Below are 16,327 nucleotides of genomic sequence, written 5' to 3'. Positions count from 1 at the left end.
TGGAATCATAATGTGATCAGTTACAGCCGTCGACACCACACGCATCACCTTCAGCGATGATTTCAAGTGTTTGTTCTTGGCGGATCTTCGTGAAGACTTGTTCGAATGCTTCTACTGGTTGTGCGCCGGAAATAGCATATTTTCGGTCGAAGACGAAGAACGGTACACCACGAACACCAAGTTGTTGTGCCATCGCCTCTTCTTCTCGAACATCTGTCGCCAGTTCTTTTGATGCGAGAAACGCTGTGACATCTGCTTCAGCAAGTCCTGCTTCTACTGCGATCCGCGTCAGAATGGCTGGGTCATTCAAATCTTCTCCATTCATGAAATAAGCTGTGAACAAAGCTTCCGATACTGCATTCATCTTACCATGTTTTTTTGCAAATTGAGTCAGGCGATGAGCCTCGAATGTATTGGCTGGGATGACACGATCCATCTCGTAGTGCAAGCCTTCCTGACGTGCCGTATCAACGACACCTTGCGACATATTCCGTGCTTGTTCGAGAGTCGTCCCATATTTCGAAGCAAGAATTTCGTATAACCCTTGCGTCGGCACTGCTGGTGCATCTGGGTCAAGTTCAAAGCTTTTGAATTCGACCTCAACATCCAACTTTTCGTTCGCAATTGCTTGTTCTAAACGACGCTTCCCAATATAACAAAACGGACATGCATAATCCGACCATACTTCTACTTTCATCTGTGTTCTCTCCTTTTGTGCAGTTTCATACATTAAGCATAGTCGCCTCTAGACAGAGTTGCAATCTTTCCGCCCAGGTCGATTCGAATATGTGCGAAAAAAGAACCAAGATCGTTTTGATCTTGGTTCTTTAGTGCGTTCATCGCTTATTCTGTTACAAGCGCGTGTGCTGCATCTTCGATCTCAATATCGAGTTCTTTCGTGTAAGCAGCTGTTTGTTCTGCTGTCCAGTTCAAGACAGTTTTCATTTCTTCGATGACCGCGTCTTTGTGAGCACGAGCCCAAGCGATGTCGAAGAAGACAGCACCTGTACGCCGGATGAAGAAGTCGATCGGACGAGCGACCATTTCATGTTCGATACCATAGTGAAGTTGTGCGTAGACAGAACGTGGAAGATCTGTCGTAGCAGCATCATATGCTGTTGCATATTCAAGCACTTTCGGTAGGTTCGAACCGTAGCGTTTTGCTAAGAATTGAACTTCCTCTGTTGTTAGACCATTCGTTGCTGTTTGAGCTTTTAGGAATTCAGCAAATCCTTTTGCTCCGCCGACATGTCCACCCGACATTGGCATGTTTTTCGTCGAGCAACGTGCATACGCAACATTTTCTTCTTTTTTCAAGAGTTTTGCAACGAGATCAACGACGTGCTCACCCATTTTACGGTATCCAGTCAATTTCCCACCAGCAATCGTGATGAGACCTGACTCAGATTGCCATACTTCATCTTTACGAGAGATTTCAGAAGGGTCTTTTCCTTGTTCATAGATCAACGGACGTACACCAGCCCAGCTTGATTCTATATCTTCCGCTGTTACTTTAACATCTGGGAACATATAGTGGATCGCGTCTAGGACGTAGTCTTGATCTTCGACTGTGAACTTCGGATGTGCTGTATCTTTATCGAAGAACGTATCTGTCGTACCAACGTATGCTTTTCCATCACGTGGAATCGCAAAAATCATACGACCGTCTGGTGTATCAAAGTAGACCGCTTGTTTGAGTGGGAATTTCGATTGATCGATGACAACGTGGACACCTTTTGTCAAACGAAGTTGTTTCCCGACTTTCGAGCCATCTTTTTCACGTAATTCATCAACCCATGGACCTGTCGCGTTGACGACTTTTTTCGCACGGATTTCATGCACGTCACCTGTCAAGAGGTCTGTCACACGCATCCCGACGACTTTTCCAGCATCGTAGATGATTTCTTCTGCTTTTGTATAGTTGACGACACGTGCGCCATGTTCGACTGCTTCTTTCATGACTTCAATCGTTAGACGAGCGTCATCTGTGCGGTACTCGACGTAGTAACCGCCACCTTTAAGACCTTGTTGTTTAACGAGTGGTTCTTTTGCTAATGTTTCTTTTGCAGATAACATCGTACGCCATTCAGAACGTTTAACACCTGCTAAGAAGTCATAGACACGAAGACCGATTGACGTACTGAACGGTCCGAATGTACCGCCCTTATGCATCGGAAGTAACATCCACTCTGGTGTCGTAACGTGTGGGCCGTTTTCGTAAACAATCGCACGTTCTTTACCGACTTCAGCGACCATTTGAACTTCGAATTGTTTTAAATAACGTAGACCACCATGGACTAATTTCGTTGAACGACTAGATGTACCAGATGCGAAATCCTGCATTTCGACGAGGCCAATCTTCATACCGCGTGACGCCGCATCGAGGGCGATTCCCGCACCTGTGATCCCGCCACCTACGACAAGTAGATCGAGTTCTTCACGTGTTAATCGATTATAGACATCTGCACGGTTTTTGCTTGAAAATGGTTGGTTAGCCATGAATAGTTCCTCCTGTTTAGGTTCGAAAAAAAAGAGACCACAACAAACACGTTGACTATGTCAACTGTTGCTGTGGTCTCTCCATATTCTCCGACCGGTTTATTAACTTGACCTTACTATAACATAGATCACATCATTTGAACAACATCGTAGCTTGAATAGCTTTTTGCCATCCGCCATAAAGCGCATCCGTCTCTTCTTTTGCCATACTCGGCTCGAAACGGCGTTCTTTTTTCCATTGCGTAGCAATTTGTTCACGGTTTTCAAAGAATCCGACAGCAAGACCTGCCAAGTAGGCTGCACCTAATGCCGTCGTCTCATTGATTTCCGGACGTTCGACCGGCGCTTGAATGATGTCACCTTGGAACTGCATTAAGAAGTTATTTTTAACCGCTCCACCGTCAACACGAAGTGTCTTCATCTCGATACCTGAATCTTGCTCCATCGCAGATAAGACGTCACGTGTTTGATAAGCGAGTGATTCTAATGTTGCGCGGATAAAGTGTTCTTTTTCCGTACCACGTGTCAAACCGAAGACTGCACCACGAACGTCTGAATCCCAGTAAGGTGTTCCAAGACCAACGAATGCCGGTACGACGTAGACACCTTCTGATGACGTGACACGCGTTGCGTATCCTTCTGATTCCTTTGCATCATCAATGATGCGTAATCCGTCTCGTAACCATTGGATTGCGGATCCTGCGACAAAGATACTTCCTTCTAAGGCATACTCAACTTTACCATCGACGCCCCACGCAATCGTTGTGAGCAGTCCATGATCTGATTTCACAGCCTCTTCGCCTGTGTTCATCAACATGAAGCAGCCTGTACCGTATGTGTTTTTCGCCATTCCTGTGTCAAAACACGCTTGACCAAACAAGGCGGCTTGTTGATCACCCGCTGCACCAGCGATCGGAACCGCTTCTCCGAAGAAATGATAACCTGCTGTTTCTGCGTACACTTCAGAAGAAGGTCGTACTTCTGGAAGCATCGCTTTCGGGACGTCTAAGATGTCGAGTAATTCGTCATCCCATTTTAATTCATGAATGTTGTACATCAACGTACGACTCGCATTCGAATAGTCGGTCACATGTGCTTTTCCGCCAGATAATTTCCAGATGAGCCACGTATCGATCGTCCCGAATAATAGTTCACCACGTTCAGCACGCGCTCGTGCTCCTTCGACATGATCCAAAATCCATTTGACTTTCGTACCAGAGAAATAAGCATCAATCAATAGACCTGTCTTCTCACGGAAGAGCTCGGCATGACCGGCTGCTCGAAGCGCTTCACAAATTTCAGCCGTTTGTCTCGATTGCCACACGACTGCATTGTGAATCGGTTTCCCTGTTTCTTTTTCCCAGACGACGGCTGTTTCACGTTGGTTCGTGATCCCGATGCCGGCAATCTGCGACGGTTTTATGTTTGCTTCCGTCAGACAAGTCGCCACGACCGCAAGGACACTTCCCCAAATCTCGTTTGCGTTGTGTTCGACCCAACCTGGTTTTGGAAAATACTGCGTGAATTCCTGTTGCGCTGAATGTACGATCTCACCAGCACGATTAAACAGGATCGCACGTGTACTTGTCGTTCCCTGATCCAATGACAAAATGTAGTTCTCCATCTCTTCCCCATCCTTTTGTATCTAAATAAGTTAAGCTGACTTTGACTTCACTGACGTTGTTTTGTTCGGACGAACACCGAATCTATAGCATAAGCCTAATATGATGATTGTCACAAGTCCTACAATCCAAAAAGCCGGTGTATCTTTTCCTGTGAAGACCGAACGATAAAACAATCCGCCAAGACTTCCACCAAGAACTGGTCCAAGAACCGGAATCCAAGAGTACCCCCAATTCGATGATCCTTTTCCATGAATCGGTAGGATGAAATGGGCAATACGAGGACCAAGGTCCCGCGCCGGGTTCATCGCATATCCTGTCGTACCTCCGAATGACATACCGAGGCTGACGATCAAGAAGCCGACAATTAGAGGATTCAGACCATCCGAGAACTTATTCGCTCCGATTGATAACAACCCGATAACAAGTAAGAACGTCGCAATCATTTCACTCATTAGATTAGCAAATGTGTATGGAATCGCTGGAGACGTTGCAAAGACGCCAAGCTTCGTTGCTGGATCCTTCGTTTCCGCCCAATGTGGTAAGTAGTGCACGAAAACAAGACTTGCACCTAATATCCCGCCGGCGATTTGAGCGACGATATAGCCTGGTACATCCGCCCATGCAAATGAGCCGTCAAATGCTAAACCAAGCGTCACTGCTGGATTAAGGTGTGCCCCACTGAATTGACCAACGGCATACGCGGCAATCGCTACGGCAAATCCCCATGCAAACGTGATGACGATCCATCCTGCGTCCTTCGCGAACGATTTCGTTAAGCTAACGCCTGCGCCAACACCATTTCCAAGCGCGACTAGCAAGGCTGTACCTAAAAATTCTGCTAATAAAGGTGACATAAGTGTTCCTCCTTTTTTATTATGTGAAAAAAGCAACATAAAAAGGAGATCCACGTCAGCTCATACTTGAATTTTCTTCAAGTAGAACTCACACGTGAATCTCCCTTTTCTCCGTCACTTTGTATCAACTTGATATCACTATAACAATCGGTGAAAACGCTGTCAAACGTTCCAAATGATTTTTCTCACAATCCGATTAAGAGCGTGGTTCAAAATGCCGCCATAAATCCTTATTCGATGTCGTAATGCTTGAGGCACCTGCTTCAATCGCTTGTTCGACTTCTTCTACTGTATCAATCAGTCCCCCTGCGAATACGAGACGTCCTGTCTTTTCCTTCACTTCTTGAATATACTTCGGCATCAACCCTGGTAATACTTCGATGTAATCAGGTTGTGTGCGTTCCATAAGTTGATAACTTTTTTCAAGTGAACTGGAATCGAGTAAGAACATACGCTGCATCGTCTTGACCTTTTTTTGACGTGCCTTCAAGATGACACTCGCCTTCGTCGAAATGACGCCATACGGTTTCAGTTCTTGGCAAACATATTCCGTCGCGTACTCATCATTTTTTAACCCCTGGACGAGATCCATATGCAAAAACATTTTTTTATCGTATCGATGTGCCATCTCATAGACTGCTTTTAAACGCGAGACGTGCATTTCGAGTAAGACCCCATACTCATATGGACTCTTCAGCATCTTTTCAAAGTCTTCTAATTTTCTAACGGAAGGCAGGATCTTCTGTCCAAAATATGTCATGCGTTCTCCCCCTGATTCGTAATGTGTCCTAAGTATGTCGTGAAACTGAGGTATTAGGCAATGCTCTTTTCATGAAAATAAGTGAAAAGAGCGCTACGATTAGGGTATAGCTTAACGAAACGATTTATTTTCAGGAGGTGAATGCGCAGTCCTACCGTCTGTGCACGTCAATGAGTCAGCAAAAACGGATCACTATTTATTTATTCTCGATTTTAATTAATGCCCTAGGTAACAGCTTTATGGTGACCGCCTCGATCGGCAGTGCACCTTGGACATCCGCAAGCGAAGCTGTCGCGGCGATCTCACCGTTAACTGTCGGGCTGGCCATCATCGTTTTACATGTGCTTGCCTTGATTGCAGCGCTTTCTCTTGGAAGCCGCTTCAGTTGGTGGACGATCGTCCTCAGTTTCGCACTCGTCGTACTGTTCGGCGCCGCAATTGATTTCTTCTTATCAATCCATCAATTGATCTACACACCACAAGGACTATGGATGCGCGCCTTGTACATGTTAATCGGTATGCCGTTGATTTCACTTGGACTTGCACTTTATCTCCAAATCGGCTTCGTGTTGATGCCGCCAGATTACTTGATGAAATCACTCATCACCCGCTTTAAAAGTACATCAATCGGAGCAACGATTAGTCTCGGCATTCCTTTTTTGATTGCCAGTCTCTTTTCACTGATTGAACGTCAATTGATCGGCATCGGAGTCGGAACTTTTATTTTCTTACTATTGAATGGTCCGCTGATTGAATGGTTTCAGCGACTGTTCCCGATTACGGCTCGTCCGCCTAAACGAACTAGTTCTTAAATACTCAAAGAAAAGAGTTGCTCACAGACAAATTCGTCCGTGAGCAACTCTTTTCTTTACGTGTAGGATTTTCTCTGGAAAACAAGAATTGACGCGCCTAATAAGACGATGATATGCGCCATTACGAACAAGACGGAGAATGTTAAAGATGTTCCCATTGCTTCACTGATACCATAGGAAACAGAATCCTTGAAATACATCGACCAGTCCAAGTGCATGAATACGATCCATTTGGCAATCGCTGGTTTAAAGCCGATCAATAGACTTCCCGCAATGCTCGTAAAGAACTGCGCTAATACGGTAAAGCCAATGATCATACCGACCGAGCGGAATAATAATGAGAAGAACAACGTCATAAATATCGTAAAAATCGGACTGACGACCTCAACGATCGTGTCGCGGAACAGGATCGGATCTCCTACCTCTGAAAACACAAATGAGCCTGCGTAGACGATCGCAGCAATGAACACGAATTGGAATAACATGATCAAGATCGAGAAGATCAGCTTCGAGAAATAAATCGTCATTCGTGAATATGGACTCATTAATAGATGTTTCATCGTATCATACCGTACTTCATTCCCGATAGCTTCTGCCGTGAAGACGATCGTGATGATCCCTAATAAGGAGGTCAACAACACAAATGTTAAGGAATAGTAATCATAGCGTGTGAACTCAAAATCATTTGTCTTCGCCACAATGATAATACCAACCGCAATGACGACATATAGCGCTAAGACGATTTTCGCTTTTTTAGTCGTCCACCATTTCATCCATTCATTTTGTATGAGCGAAAGCATGTGAATCCCCCTCTTTTTTCGTTACTTGCAGGAATTGTTCTTCGAGCGTCAAGCGTTTGACGGTCAATTCATGTAAGTCAGCAATCGGCACGACAAGTCGGGCAATCGCCGGACACTCACTTTCTGGTGCTGTGATGATGATTTGTTCATCAAGTACTTCTGATGGATAGTTCGCGATGCGAAGGGCTTCAAGTACGTCAGTCGTCGCTTCCTTATTGACGCGAAGTGCCACCTTTGCTCCGGTTTCGTTACGAACCGATTCGACCGACTTGATGACACCTTGATCAATGATGGCATATCGATCACTGATTTGTTCCATTTCACTCAGCATATGACTTGAGATCAAAATTGCGATATCCTGCTCACGCGCCATTTGTCGTAAATACTCACGAAGTTCTGCGATCCCGGACGGATCTAGACCATTTGTCGGTTCATCTAAAATCAAGACGCGCGGATTATGTAACAACGCGCGAGCAATTCCAAGACGTTGCTTCATTCCGAGTGAATACTCTCCAACTTTCTTCGAAAGCTTTCCTTCTAAACCAACGAGACGAGCAAGTGCGTCATAGTCGACTTGTCCGAGTCCTGGAATCAGGTTTTTTGCATGTATCAAGTTTTGTTTGCCTGTTAAATAAGGATAAAAAGCTGGATTTTCAACGATTGCTCCGATTTGCGTCAATGCCTTCGAACGCTCTTCTACGACATCATAGCCATTGACCGTGACTCGCCCAGCATCCTGCTCAAGCAGACCCGTGATGATACGAATCGTTGTCGTCTTCCCTGCCCCATTTGGTCCGAGGAAGCCGAACACTTCTCCTGGGGATACCTCAAAACTGACGTCTTTTAGAATTTGCTCTTTTCCGAGACGCTTTGAGATATTTTCAATCTTTAACATCTGCTCTTCCTCCTCATTCATATTTTGTCTATGCTATATAGTGTACGTGAATTCCCTTCGAAAGTTTCTTTTCTTACAAATATGTAATCTGATTCCAGATAAAATTCGCTAACGCAGAAATTTGAGACTAAATAAGGAATGGAGTCTTCAGATGATTCTTTTTGAAGAAATGACACGTGAACATTTTCCGATCGTTCAATCACTGTACGCAAGCGTTCCAGAGTATGCATGCCTAGAAGAACGGGCGCTACCACTCTCTGATTCGATCTTACAGGAGGAATTCTTGAATCCCGATACTGTATCGATGATCGGGTATATCGATGGAGAACCTGTCTTACTGATTGACTACCTCCCAAAGCATCCGCAAGACGGTACAACGTGGATTGGTTTATTTTTACTTGATGCTTCTCATCATGGCACCGGAACGGGTAGTCGGTTACTGTCCGCCTTTTTCAATCAATTCTTAAGTCGAGAGTCACAGATTCATCTCGCCGTATTACCTGATAACGTAAAAGCCCGACGATTTTGGGAAAAACATGGATTCCGCTACGTACGAACGAGCATCTCGAACCGTGAACAGCAAGTAGACGTCTATGTATATGAGTCAAACAAAAACAAATGAGAAACGTATGAATGGAGTATCACACAATGTCCAGACCCTCACTTCGCTTTGACATCCTGTTAGCGGGATTGATTTCCCTATTATTTTTAAGCATGACGCTGTTGTTGACCTTCTTCATCAGTCAACACGCGACAAGCCGACTCCAATCGGAAGTCGGAATGAATCTGTCAACGACTGCTCATCAACTATCCGACAAGCTCGATCATTACATGTGGTCACGCTATGCAGAAGTGAAGTTGCTCGGCTCTTTATCAACGATTCAACAAACAGATCAAAAAGTAGAAACACGTCGGACACTAGAAGAGTTACAACGACAGATTCCCGACTTTTCTTGGATTGGTCGTTTAGATGCGAACGGTAAAGTCATTGCGTCAACGAACCAGATTCTTGAAGGAACATCGATCAAAGAACGACCTGTTTTTCAAGAAGCATTATCGCAACCATTCATCGGTGATGTTCATGAAGCCGTCCTACTCGCAAAATTATTGCCGAATCCAAGTGGTGAGCCACTCCAATTTGTCGATATAAGTACACCTTTATATGATAAGGGACGATTTTCCGGCGTCCTCGCGACACACCTCAGTTTCGAATGGGCTAAAGCGATTGAACAAAGTTTCCAGAGCGCTACCTCTTCTCTCCAAAAAGTCGATGTCTTCATCGTTAGTCAAGATCGAAAGACGATTTTGCTTGGACCAAACGGATGGAGTGGTAAGACATTGCCTACTAGTGTAACGCTCACTTCGAATGCTCCTGCGACCGCTTTTTGGAAAGAGAAAGAATTCGTCTCTGGTCAAAGTACGAGCCGTGGTTACAAAGACTATGATGGACTAGGTTGGACGGTTCTCGTGCGTCAACCGACATCGATTGCCTTCGCTGATGCCGACGCTTTACGCCAAACGATTTTTATCGCTGGGTTAATTGCCTCTCTCATTACAGCTCTGCTTGGGTGGATGTTAGCGAAACTGCTGACTCGACCACTCTTAAAAATCACGCATGCCGCACAACAAATGCAAGGTGATCCTTCAAAATCACTTCCGAACCATCGTGGAATCCGAGAAATCGAGACATTGACAGATGCCCTACAGCAACTGATTCGTCGATTGCTGCATACCGAAAAAGAAAAACTGACGTTTGAACGATTATCGCAACGTGACAGTCTCACGGGTCTTGCGAATCGAAACGGTCTTGCTCAATACATCGAACAATTACCTACAGGAACGCATTCCATCTACCTTTGTCTCGATTTAGACGGTTTTAAAGCAGTTAACGACACATATGGGCACGCACTTGGTGATCTCCTCCTGATCGAGGTCGGTCAACGTCTCAAACAGTTACTTCCACCTGGTGGCTTCGTCGCTCGTCTTGGTGGCGATGAGTTCATCATCGTCTTAACACATCAGTCTGTAGTAGAAGCACAACACTTAGGTGAACAATGGATTGCCCATGTCTCGATGCCTTATCATTTAGAAGAACAGACCGTCCATATCGGAATGAGCATCGGACTCGCTGAACAGATAGCAGGTGAATCGCTCGAGCAAGTCATGCACCATGCGGATTTAGCGCTCTATCGTTCGAAGCAAGATGGTAAAGGATGTATGTCCGTTCATTGACCTTTTGGAACGGAGGATTGACAAGCGCGGTTCTCCTCCGTAAGGTGAACGAGAAGCGTATAAATTTTCAACAAGGAGCTGTCAGCATGAATCAATGGACACGTGAAGCACGATATCGTCCCCTCTCGGATGTCGATCCGACCGTATACCAAGCGATGAAGGAAGAAGTAAGAACATCTCCTTGGCGATTTTCTTACCATATCCAACCTCCAACCGGACTTTTGAATGATCCGAACGGCTTCGTCTACCACGACGGTCTTTATCATTTATTTTATCAATGGTTCCCACTCGGTCCTGTTCATGGTCTAAAGTACTGGTATCACATGACATCAAAAGACCTCGTACATTGGTTCGATGAAGGGGCCGCCTTGATTCCAAATGACGATCCTGATTCGCACGGCGCTTATTCCGGTAGTGGCTTCATCAAAGATGATCAAGTGCACATCATGTACACCGGTAACAAACGGGACGCAGAGTGGAATCGCCATACGAGTCAAATCGTTGGGCACCTTCGTTCGGATGGACGGATTGAAAAACACTTACCACCTGCTATTCCAACCGTTCCTGAAGGCTATACAGAACATTTTCGTGATCCGAAAGTCTTTCAAGATGCATCGGGCATCTGGTACTGCATACTTGGAGCACAGCGCACTGACTTGACAGGTTGTACTGTCATTTATCAGTCTCAAGATGCAGAGCACTGGACGTTTGTCGGTGAGTTACGGACGAACTACCCGACATTCGGTTATATGTGGGAATGTCCTGATTATTTCGAGCTTAATGGAAAAGGCGTCTTTCTCTTTAGTCCTCAAGGGATTGAGCCAGATGGTACGAACTATCAAAATATTTTCCAGTCCGGTTACTTCATCGGGGAACCGTTAGCTTTACCCAACTTAACATTCACACATGAACCTTTCCAAGAACTCGATTTCGGATTCGACTTCTATGCGCCACAAACAACTGAGGCGGCAGATGGTCGACGGATTCTTGTTGGTTGGATGGGTTTACCGGACATTAGTTATCCTTCTGACATTTATAACTGGGCACATGCTTTGACATTGCCACGTGAATTAACGATCGAACAGGGACAACTTCGTCAACGACCTGTCCATGAACTGACACAGCTACGAAAAGAAACCTTATTTGACGAAACGATTCTTTTCGAGCAAGATGTGACGGTTGCGGAAGCCGAGATTTTCGAACTCGTGATGACAGACTTGAAGCTGTCGTCGGATTCGTTCCGCTTCTCAATTCGTCAAGACGCTACAGAAGAAACCCTATTTAAATATGATGTCGTTTCGCGTCAATTTACGATTGACCGGAGTCGTTCGGGTGTGGACGTTCCTGCTGAATCATTTGGTACATCACGATCGACTGTCCTTTCGAAAGACTTGCAGACATTACGTTTGTTTGTGGACCGGTCCTCGTTCGAACTTTTCCTCAATGATGGAGAAGCCGTCGCAAGCGGACGTATTTTCCCAAAAGCAACGAGTCGAGGTATCGGATTCTCTGGTGAGGCGACTGCCCACCTCTCTATTTATGATTTATCTTAAATAACAAAAAGCATTTTCCTGAACATAATCAGGAAAATGCTTTTTTACTTCACTGCTTCAATCGTGATTCCTTTTCTAAATCGAAGGCGAGAATATGTTGCTCTCCGATTGGACCCATGACCGATTGTAACGTATCGACATATCCCGTCTTGAAATACAGTGATTTTGCAGCGATATTCTTTTTATTGACCGCAAGTGTAATCGATGTGACTTCCGGGAAATGATGATGAACGAACTCCGGTAACTGCATCATCGCTTCCTTCGCGTATCCTTGATGTTGATGCCGTTCATCAATCGAAAAGGCACGTAACAGGACACTTTGTTCATCCGTCCGGTGTGTTTTAGGGGGATTGAGATGGAGAATAAAAAATCCGACGACGAGCTCGTCTTTTTTAATAACAACCGGGAACTTATCGGGATGTGCAACCGCATCCGTAACGACATCCGTTGGAAAAGAAGTAAACTGAACTTGTTCTTCCGGAAGAATGAACGCCTCACATTGTTCATAATGTTCATTTGTATACATGTGTAATTTCACTACAGACATTCTCATTCCGCCTTCCCTCTTTGTACAGGACAAGAGAGTACTCTCTTACATCTATTCCCATTTTAATATTTTTGAGTCCATTTGCCTAGTCTTTTAAAGGCACTCCTCTTACATTGCTTCCAATAGTCTTTTGTCTCTTTATTCCACGGTTCGTCTTTCCGTAATCCAATCCGATCATTAAAAATGCTACACTAGGGAGAGTTCGATTTAATGGACACGAAATTAAACGCTCGAGGTGAACTGTATCATGCATGAAGATTTTTTCGAACAGATGGAGCGATTGACCGGTATTCAATTGAATCCTGTCCAACAACAGGCAATTGAACATGACCATGGTCCGTTGCTGTTACTCGCCTCACCCGGCTCTGGAAAAACAACGACCCTTAATTTTAAGATTGCCTATTTGATTTTACAAAAAAAAATTGAACCACATCGTATTCTTGGACTGACCTTCAGTAAAGCGGCAGCTCGCGAGATGGCGGATCGATTTTATCATTTATTCCATGAACTAATCGGAACAACAGCGGCTTTTTCGACAATCCACAGTTTTGCTTTTCAAGTCGTCCGGGACCATACGTCTCAACAACGCCTCTCCTATACGATCATCGAAGGACCGATGGATCAACAACATCCGAATGCGCCACATAAACGGATGTTACTGCGCCGTATTTTCCAGGAAATTAATCGAAGTGTCATTACCGATGATCAAATGGATGAGTTGTTACGGATGATTTCCTTTGTCAAAAATCGCCTTCTTTCTTTAAAAGAAATCAAGGCAGTACCGACGACGATCAAACACTTTCCTGACATCTACGTTGCATATGAACAATTCAAGTCTCGTGATCCTCTACATCCGTTACTTGATTTCGATGATATGTTGACGTATGCTAATACGATTTTGGAACAAGACCGTCGTCTATTGCAACATTACCAACGTCGCTTCGATTATATTCTGACAGATGAGAGTCAAGATACATCACTCGTTCAGCATCAACTGGTTGAAAAGTTAGCCTTACCCCACAATCGCCTTTGTGTCGTCGCGGACGATGACCAGACGCTTTACAGTTGGCGTGGCGCAGATGCATCCAAGATTCTCCACTTCAAGGATACGTATCCGAATGCGACGATTCTTTACATGGAACAAAATTATCGCTCATCAAAGGACATCGTCTCAGTCGCCAATCAGTTCATCCAACGTAATAAAGCACGTTATCCGAAACAGATGTTCACGGAGAATGCTGCGGTTCGTCCAATTATCTTAGAGACGCTACCGACTTATGAAGATCAGACTCGTTATTTATTGAATCAGTTACGGACGGAAACGAATTACCGCGAAGTCGCCATCTTATATCGCAACAATGCTTCTTCGATCAACGTCATGAATGCGTTAGATCAAGCAAACATTCCTTTTTACATTAAGGATGTTGATCATAAATTCTTCAGTCATTGGATTTTGAAGGATATTTTAAATTTCATGACATTCGCACAAGATCCAACAGATATCGAGATTCTAGCAACCATCCATACGAAGTTCGCCGGATATATCTCAAAAGCTCAACTGGCTCAATTGCAACAGTTTGGTTCGGGTGAATCTGTATTTGATCTACTCATAAACAAAATCGAGATGAAGTTTTATCAAAAGAAACAACTTCAACAAATGAAGCGCACATTCGCTTCCATTCAGACCGTTCGACCGTCTGCTGCCCTCTCTTTGATTCGTCATGAACTGGGCTACGAAAAGAATTTGCGGAAAATGAGTGAGAGTCTCGGTTTTAGTCTCGATCACCTGCTTGAGACATTAAATACGATCGATAACATCGCAAGTGATGTACCGACGTTACTCGCCTTTCGTGAGCGGATCGCGCATCTCGAACAGTTGATGCGTGATGCGAAACAAAACAAAAATCAAAATGCGGTCACCCTTTCGACCTTTCACAGTGCAAAGGGGCTTGAATTTGATCGCGTCTTTATGATTGATCTCGTTGCTGGTATTCTTCCATCGGCTGACACGATCAAGGCGTACAAGAATGGACAACTCGATGATATGGAAGAAGCAGCACGCTTGTTTTACGTCGGGATGACACGGGCACGACACGAACTGCATCTCCTGTCTTATCGTTTTAAATCGAAATCGTTCGATGTCTCACCATTCGTCGAAGACGTTCATCGTCTTGTTACACCGGATTCCGCAAAACGAAAAATAGAACGCCAACGTCCTGCCATTGCAGCGCGAGCTAAAGTTCCTCCACTTCCGATCACTGAGAACATGCGTGTATCGCATACAGCATTTGGTCCCGGAACCGTCTTGCACCTGGTTGATGACGTGCTAGAAATTTCATTTGATCAAGGAATGAAAAAACAGCTTTCGTTACAAGTCTGCTCCGAAAATGCATTACTCGAAATTTTATGAGCCAAAAAAGCCTGTTTCACATAAATATGTGAAACAGGCTTTTGGTATATATCAGTTTTTAGGTGATGACTCATTTTGACGAATCAAGGCATCTCTGATTTCTGTCAATAGTTTTTCTTCTGTCGTTGGTACCGCTTCTTCTTCGACGACTTCTTCCTTCTTCCGGAACGAAGTGATTCCTTTGACGAAGATGAACAAAGCAAAGGCAATCAATAAGAATTCGATACTCGCCTGAAGGAACTGACCGTACTGTAATTTTGCATTTCCGACCATGATTGATAATCCTTTGACATCAATACCACCGATGATGATACCGATCAACGGCATGAAGACGCTGTCGACGAGTGATTTGATAATCCCGCTGAACGCAGCACCGAGAATGACTCCGACCGCTAAATCGATCACATTGCCTCGAAAAGCAAACTCCTTAAATGCCTTAAACATGAAACGTCCCCCTTACCAAGCACGGGACGCCAATTGCTGAATCGCATATCCGACGCCGTGCTCATCGTTTGTTTTCGTCACATGATGCGCAATCGCTTTTGCTTCATCATGACCATTCCCCATCGCGATCGCCTTTCCAGCAACCTTAAACATGGGAAGATCGTTCAGATTATCACCGATGACAGCGACTTGTTCGATCGGCACACCAAGGTGGTCCGCGAGGATTTTAACTGCCGTTCCTTTATCGGCACCGACTGCCATGACTTCGATGTTATCGTGTCCTGACGACGTGACATAGACACCCTCGACTTTCTGCTCGATTTCCTGCCAGATTGTTTTCATCAATTCTTGATCAAATGAGAACGAAATGAACTTGAATACTTTTCCCGCTTGATTACGAATGTATGACCGGAATCCATCAATCATCTTGACGTCTTCGTGGACATAATAGCGATCGTGGAAGAAATCAAGCACTTGTTTTGCCCGATCACTTTCTTCACTTAATTCTTTTAACGAATCGTAGGCTGCATCAATCGTCGCTCCTTGCGCTGTCACGAGTCCTTGATCACAGAACATCTCGAAGAAGACTTCGTACTGGCTAATGATGCCGTAAATTTGCTGTGCTTGTTCTGTCGTCAGAGTCGTCGCACTCAACTCTTCTCCATCGACGGTCATCACACGTGCCCCGTTTGAAGCAATGATCGGACAATGAATTCCTGCGGCATCCGTCAATTCTTTAGCATTTAAGTAATTACGTCCTGTTGCAATTGCAAACTCGACACCTTGTTCGCGTGCTGCTTCAATTGCCTGAATCGTCTCCGGTTCTATTCGTTGTTTGCCCGAAAGAACGGTACCATCCATGTCTGATACGAGTAATTTAATTGGATTTGCCATCG

Annotated in this window: 15 protein-coding genes; 5 read left to right on the top strand and 10 right to left on the bottom strand. The window is 44.7% G+C overall.

What is annotated here, in order from left to right:
* Positions 1-16: 16 nt before the first annotated feature.
* From ACY2IG_RS04040 to ACY2IG_RS04020, 5 genes are all read right to left on the bottom strand, one after another.
* Positions 17-697: a DsbA family oxidoreductase gene (locus ACY2IG_RS04040; protein ID WP_056059996.1), complete on the bottom strand. Its 681-nt coding sequence runs from the start codon at positions 695-697 to the stop codon at positions 17-19.
* A 146-nt stretch (positions 698-843) separates the two neighbouring features.
* Entirely contained in the window at positions 844-2,499 is a 1,656-nt protein-coding gene (locus tag ACY2IG_RS04035; protein WP_329470221.1) for a glycerol-3-phosphate dehydrogenase/oxidase, read from the bottom strand.
* A 133-nt stretch (positions 2,500-2,632) separates the two neighbouring features.
* Positions 2,633-4,123, bottom strand: coding sequence for a glycerol kinase GlpK (gene glpK, locus ACY2IG_RS04030; protein WP_035409380.1), 1,491 nt, complete (start codon positions 4,121-4,123; stop codon positions 2,633-2,635).
* Positions 4,124-4,153: 30 nt separating this feature from the next.
* Entirely contained in the window at positions 4,154-4,978 is an 825-nt protein-coding gene (locus tag ACY2IG_RS04025; RefSeq protein WP_035409382.1) for an MIP/aquaporin family protein, read from the bottom strand.
* Between the two features lie 196 nt (positions 4,979-5,174).
* On the bottom strand, positions 5,175-5,738 hold the full coding sequence (locus ACY2IG_RS04020; RefSeq protein WP_023467370.1) for a glycerol-3-phosphate responsive antiterminator: 564 nt from the start codon (positions 5,736-5,738) through the stop codon (positions 5,175-5,177).
* Positions 5,739-5,908: 170 nt separating this feature from the next.
* Between ACY2IG_RS04020 and ACY2IG_RS04015 the strand changes: the two genes are divergently transcribed.
* Positions 5,909-6,550: a YczE/YyaS/YitT family protein gene (locus tag ACY2IG_RS04015; RefSeq protein WP_035409385.1), complete on the top strand. Its 642-nt coding sequence runs from the start codon at positions 5,909-5,911 to the stop codon at positions 6,548-6,550.
* A 56-nt stretch (positions 6,551-6,606) separates the two neighbouring features.
* Here ACY2IG_RS04015 and ACY2IG_RS04010 read toward each other — a convergent pair whose 3' ends face one another.
* Together ACY2IG_RS04010 and ACY2IG_RS04005 are read right to left on the bottom strand one after the other, a co-directional pair.
* Positions 6,607-7,350, bottom strand: a complete 744-nt coding sequence (locus ACY2IG_RS04010) for an ABC transporter permease (RefSeq protein ID WP_035409387.1) — start codon at positions 7,348-7,350, stop codon at positions 6,607-6,609.
* Positions 7,328-8,245, bottom strand: a complete 918-nt coding sequence (locus tag ACY2IG_RS04005) for an ABC transporter ATP-binding protein (protein WP_462618385.1) — start codon at positions 8,243-8,245, stop codon at positions 7,328-7,330. The genes ACY2IG_RS04010 and ACY2IG_RS04005 overlap by 23 nt, the downstream gene beginning before the upstream one ends.
* 169 nt (positions 8,246-8,414) lie before the next feature.
* Between ACY2IG_RS04005 and ACY2IG_RS04000 the strand changes: the two genes are divergently transcribed.
* The 3 genes from ACY2IG_RS04000 (at position 8,415) to ACY2IG_RS03990 (ending at position 12,030) form a co-directional block, all read left to right on the top strand.
* Positions 8,415-8,867 carry a GNAT family N-acetyltransferase gene (locus ACY2IG_RS04000; protein ID WP_462618384.1) on the top strand — a complete coding sequence of 151 codons (453 nt, stop codon included), beginning with the start codon at positions 8,415-8,417 and terminating at the stop codon, positions 8,865-8,867.
* Between the two features lie 26 nt (positions 8,868-8,893).
* Complete coding sequence (locus tag ACY2IG_RS03995) at positions 8,894-10,477, top strand: diguanylate cyclase domain-containing protein (RefSeq protein ID WP_308101129.1); 1,584 nt, start codon at positions 8,894-8,896, stop codon at positions 10,475-10,477.
* 86 nt (positions 10,478-10,563) lie between these two features.
* On the top strand, positions 10,564-12,030 hold the full coding sequence (locus ACY2IG_RS03990; RefSeq protein ID WP_035409786.1) for a glycoside hydrolase family 32 protein: 1,467 nt from the start codon (positions 10,564-10,566) through the stop codon (positions 12,028-12,030).
* Positions 12,031-12,079: 49 nt separating this feature from the next.
* Here ACY2IG_RS03990 and ACY2IG_RS03985 read toward each other — a convergent pair whose 3' ends face one another.
* Positions 12,080-12,556, bottom strand: coding sequence for a GNAT family N-acetyltransferase (locus ACY2IG_RS03985; RefSeq protein WP_290782421.1), 477 nt, complete (start codon positions 12,554-12,556; stop codon positions 12,080-12,082).
* Positions 12,557-12,824: 268 nt separating this feature from the next.
* Here ACY2IG_RS03985 and ACY2IG_RS03980 point away from each other — a divergent pair, with 268 nt between their 5' ends.
* Positions 12,825-14,987, top strand: a complete 2,163-nt coding sequence (locus ACY2IG_RS03980) for an ATP-dependent helicase (RefSeq protein ID WP_035409392.1) — start codon at positions 12,825-12,827, stop codon at positions 14,985-14,987.
* Between the two features lie 51 nt (positions 14,988-15,038).
* Here the strand turns inward: ACY2IG_RS03980 and mscL are convergent, their stop codons facing one another.
* Positions 15,039-15,431 (bottom strand): large-conductance mechanosensitive channel protein MscL, encoded by a 393-nt coding sequence (mscL, locus tag ACY2IG_RS03975; protein ID WP_035409394.1) that lies wholly within the window; start codon positions 15,429-15,431, stop codon positions 15,039-15,041.
* Positions 15,432-15,443: 12 nt separating this feature from the next.
* Positions 15,444-16,325, bottom strand: a complete 882-nt coding sequence (locus ACY2IG_RS03970; protein ID WP_056059977.1) for a Cof-type HAD-IIB family hydrolase — start codon at positions 16,323-16,325, stop codon at positions 15,444-15,446.
* Positions 16,326-16,327 lie beyond the last annotated feature (2 nt).

The organism is Exiguobacterium sp. EF_C8 (assembly GCF_054956715.1).
This window is presented reverse-complemented; position numbering and strand designations above follow the sequence as displayed.

Bases quoted from the DNA above. Each gene is read 5' to 3' on its own strand.
- ACY2IG_RS04040 (WP_056059996.1), bottom strand. From the start codon at position 697: ATGAAAGTAGAAGTATGGTCGGATTATGCATGTCCGTTTTGTTATATT.
- ACY2IG_RS04035 (WP_329470221.1), bottom strand. From the start codon at position 2,499: ATGGCTAACCAACCATTTTCAAGCAAAAACCGTGCAGATGTCTATAAT.
- glpK (WP_035409380.1), bottom strand. From the start codon at position 4,123: ATGGAGAACTACATTTTGTCATTGGATCAGGGAACGACAAGTACACGT.
- ACY2IG_RS04025 (WP_035409382.1), bottom strand. From the start codon at position 4,978: ATGTCACCTTTATTAGCAGAATTTTTAGGTACAGCCTTGCTAGTCGCG.
- ACY2IG_RS04020 (WP_023467370.1), bottom strand. From the start codon at position 5,738: ATGACATATTTTGGACAGAAGATCCTGCCTTCCGTTAGAAAATTAGAA.
- ACY2IG_RS04015 (WP_035409385.1), top strand. From the start codon at position 5,909: ATGAGTCAGCAAAAACGGATCACTATTTATTTATTCTCGATTTTAATT.
- ACY2IG_RS04010 (WP_035409387.1), bottom strand. From the start codon at position 7,350: ATGCTTTCGCTCATACAAAATGAATGGATGAAATGGTGGACGACTAAA.
- ACY2IG_RS04005 (WP_462618385.1), bottom strand. From the start codon at position 8,245: ATGTTAAAGATTGAAAATATCTCAAAGCGTCTCGGAAAAGAGCAAATT.
- ACY2IG_RS04000 (WP_462618384.1), top strand. From the start codon at position 8,415: ATGACACGTGAACATTTTCCGATCGTTCAATCACTGTACGCAAGCGTT.
- ACY2IG_RS03995 (WP_308101129.1), top strand. From the start codon at position 8,894: ATGTCCAGACCCTCACTTCGCTTTGACATCCTGTTAGCGGGATTGATT.
- ACY2IG_RS03990 (WP_035409786.1), top strand. From the start codon at position 10,564: ATGAATCAATGGACACGTGAAGCACGATATCGTCCCCTCTCGGATGTC.
- ACY2IG_RS03985 (WP_290782421.1), bottom strand. From the start codon at position 12,556: ATGTATACAAATGAACATTATGAACAATGTGAGGCGTTCATTCTTCCG.
- ACY2IG_RS03980 (WP_035409392.1), top strand. From the start codon at position 12,825: ATGCATGAAGATTTTTTCGAACAGATGGAGCGATTGACCGGTATTCAA.
- mscL (WP_035409394.1), bottom strand. From the start codon at position 15,431: ATGTTTAAGGCATTTAAGGAGTTTGCTTTTCGAGGCAATGTGATCGAT.
- ACY2IG_RS03970 (WP_056059977.1), bottom strand. From the start codon at position 16,325: ATGGCAAATCCAATTAAATTACTCGTATCAGACATGGATGGTACCGTT.